Origin of the sequence: Streptomyces sp. TRM64462, assembly GCF_013362995.1 — a bacterium.
Taxonomy (GTDB): domain Bacteria; phylum Actinomycetota; class Actinomycetes; order Streptomycetales; family Streptomycetaceae; genus Streptomyces.
Map to the genome: position 1 here is coordinate 1 of NZ_JABWDV010000262.1, position 3,274 is coordinate 3,274.

Sequence of the window (3,274 nt, forward strand, 5' to 3'; positions counted from 1 at the left end):
CGGGCGCCAGCTCGCTCGCCACGAGCACGGCCTCCGGCTGTGACGGGGTGTCACGTACGGAGCGCAGGACGTCCAGTTCGGTGTGGGACACCTGGTCGACGGTCATCACGACGACGCGCGACTCACCGGGCGCGGTGGTGAGGACGATCTCCGGACACGCCGACAGAGTGCTCTTGATGCCGGCCTCCAGTACCGGGTCGAGTGCGACGACGCTGACGGGTACGGGTTCTCCCACCGAGTCCTCCAAGGAGTCAACGGAGCAACGGAACAACGGAACAACGGGCTCCAGGTTCGGCCGGGACGCGGCCCCGTACATCGGGCGGCGGCCCCCAGATTTCCGTACGGTCCCGCTCTCCCGCGGCGCGAAGGGGTGCGGAGGGGGTGTGGAGCGGGTGTGGAGGCCGTGTGGAACCGGCCGTCGGGCCAGGTCATGGGCGCCGTGCGGGAGTTGTACGGGAGTCGTACGGGGTGTGCGGCGGCGCGGGTGGGGGCGTGTGGGGGAGCGCCCGCAGAATATGGGGGAGCGACCCCCATGTGCCCGCACCCGGGCCCTGGGAGCTTGTTCCTCGTGACTGACACCGCCCTCGCCCGAGAAGACCGGCTCGGCACCCTCCCTCCCGCCTGGTGGGCCCTCGGCCTCACCCTGCGGGAGCGGCTCGCCGCGCCGGACGCCCCCGCACCGGCCGGGACACCGGCCCGCGACCGCGCCGTGCCGTGGTCCGTCGGGGACCCGGAGGGCTTCGCCGGCCGGCTCGCCGCCCTCGGCGTCCGCGACGACGTGGCGCTCGGGCTCGCCGCGGAACCGGCCGTACGCCTGGCCGCCCGTACGGAGAAGCCGGGGTGGGCGCGCTTCGCCGAGCGCGCCGTCACGGCGGCCGCCGAACAGGCGGAGCGGGCCGAGCGGGCCGAACAGGCCGAGCCGACGGAGCGGGGAGAGCCGGCCGGCCGGGGTGCGCGGGTGTGGGAAGAGGGCGTGGCGGGTGAAGGGGCCGATGTGTTCCTGCCGGTGTTCCGGGCGCTCGTCGAGCGTGCCTGGGCCGACACCGTCGCGCCGACCGGACTCGCCGGACTGGCCTGCGGCGAGAAGGCCGCCGTACGGGAGGCGTTCACACGGCTGCTGGGCGGCCGGCTCGCCCGCCAGGCGGCCCGGACACTCGTCCGGGAGCTGCACACCGCCCGCGCCGAGGGACGGCTGCCGGGGGAGACCCCGGAGCAGCGGTTCGCCGCCTTCGTGGCGTGGGCCGCCACCCCCGGCGGGCTCGGCGCACTGTTCCGCTCGTACCCCGTACTCGCCCGCATGCTCGGCGAGACCTGCCTGAACACGGCCCAGGCGACGGCGGAGCTGATGTCCCGCTTCACGGCCGACCGGGACGCCCTCGTGGCGGAGCTCTGCCACGGCACCGACCCCGGCCCCCTGGTCCGTGTCGACCTCGGACGCGGCGACGCCCACCAGGGCAACCGGTCCGTGGCCCTCCTCCGGTTCGCCTCCGGCGACACCGTCGTCTACAAGCCCCGCCCCCTGGACCAGCACACGCTCCTCGACCGGGCGGCCGGCTGGCTCAACGGCAAGGTGCCCGGGCTCGCGCTGCGCACCCCCCGTTCGGTGCGCGGAACCGACCACGGCTGGCTGGAGTTCATCGAGCACCGCTGGTGCCGGACCCCCACCGAACTCGACCGCTTCTACCGCCGCCAAGGCGCCCTGCTCGCCCTGCTGTACGCGCTGGACGGCGTCGACATGCACTACGAGAACGTCATCGCGTGCGGCGACCAGCCCGTCCTCGTCGACGCCGAGACCCTGCTGCACGCCGACCTGCCGCAGGCCAGGACCGCGGGACCCGACCCGGCGGCGGACGCCCTGCGGGACTCCGTGCACCGCACCTGCCTCCTGCCCAGCCTCCTCATCGGCGACAACGGCGCCCTGGACATCTCCGCGCTCGGCGGCGCGCACGGGGAGGCGTACCCGAGCGACGGAATGCGCTGGGAACGCGCGGGCACCGACGAGATGCGCATGGTGCGCGGTCCCGTCACCAGCACCGCCGGCCAGAACCGGCCCCTGCCGGACGGCGGCCGGGCCCTCGGCCACGCCGACCACCGGGCTGCGCTCGTCGAAGGGTTCCGGGCGGGCTACGACGCGATCACCGAACACCGCGCCGAGCTGCTCGGCGGCCTCCTCGACCGCTGGGCCACCGGCCGGGGCCGCCTCATCGCCCGGTCGACCCGCCTCTACGCCACGCTCCTGGAGGAGTCCACGCACCCGGACGTGCTGCGGGACGCCCTCGCGCGGGAGTCCGTGTTCTCCGTGCTGTGGACCGAGTCCGCCCACGACCCGGCACGGCAGCGGCTCGTCGAGCACGAGATCGCGGACCTGTGGGCCGGCGACGTGCCGCTGTTCGCCCACCGGCCCGCGCAGACCGCCGTGTGGACCGCCCGGGGCGTACGCGTCGACGGCGTCGTCCCGGCGCCCGCCCTGCGCGCCGCCCGCCGCAAGGTCGCCGCCATGAGCGAGGTCGACCGCTACGACCAGGAGTGGGTCATCCACGCCACGCTCGCCGTCGTCCACGCCAACTCCCGTACCGAAGGCCCCCGTTCCGAGCTGTCCGCGCCCCCGGCGCCGCCCGTCGTGCCCGAGCCGTCCCGGCTGCTGACCGCGGCGTGCGGCATCGCGGACGAGATCGCGGCACGCGCGGTGCACGGCGGAGGCCGGGTCAACTGGCTGGGCCTGGAGGAGGTGAACGGCGGCCACTGGGCGGTGCTGCCCATGGGCGGCGGGCTCGCGCAGGGGTACTGCGGGGTCGCCCTGTTCCTGGCGCAGCTCGGCGCCCTGGCCGACGCGCCCCGGTACACCGACCTGGCGCGGCGGGCCGTGCGGCCGCTGCCCGCCCTGCTGGCCGCGCTGGCCCGGGACCCCGAGCTGAGCGCCGCCACAGGACCGGGTGCCCTGCACGGTCTGGGCGGCATCGTGTACGCCGTCGCCCGGCTGGCCCCGCTGCTCGGCGACGACCCGGACCTCGACGCCTGTCTGCCGACGGCCCTCGCGGCCCTCGAACGCGCCGCGGACGGCGACCCGGACGGCCCCGCCGACCTGGCCGACGGCCTCGCGGGCGCCCTGACCGCCGCGACCGCAGTCGCGACCCGCGACACCCGCGGCGGGACGACCACCGCCACGACCGCCACCGCCGCCGCACTGGCCCGGAAGCTGGCCGACCGGCTGCTCGCCCGGGCGGAACGGCCCACCCGCGACCCCGGCTTCGCACACGGTGACGCCGGCGTCGGC

General features: G+C 76.2%; 1 protein-coding gene and 1 pseudogene. One reads left to right on the plus strand and one right to left on the minus strand.

What is annotated here, in order from left to right; genetic code table 11:
• Positions 1-235: pseudogene (locus HTZ82_RS12450) on the minus strand (DNA-binding response regulator); the annotation flags it as partial.
• 333 nt (positions 236-568) lie between these two features.
• On the opposite strand from HTZ82_RS12450, the gene HTZ82_RS12455 reads away from it, so the two are divergent.
• The coding region (locus HTZ82_RS12455; protein ID WP_309235431.1) for a type 2 lanthipeptide synthetase LanM family protein at positions 569-3,274 on the plus strand (2,706 nt) is incomplete at its 3' end.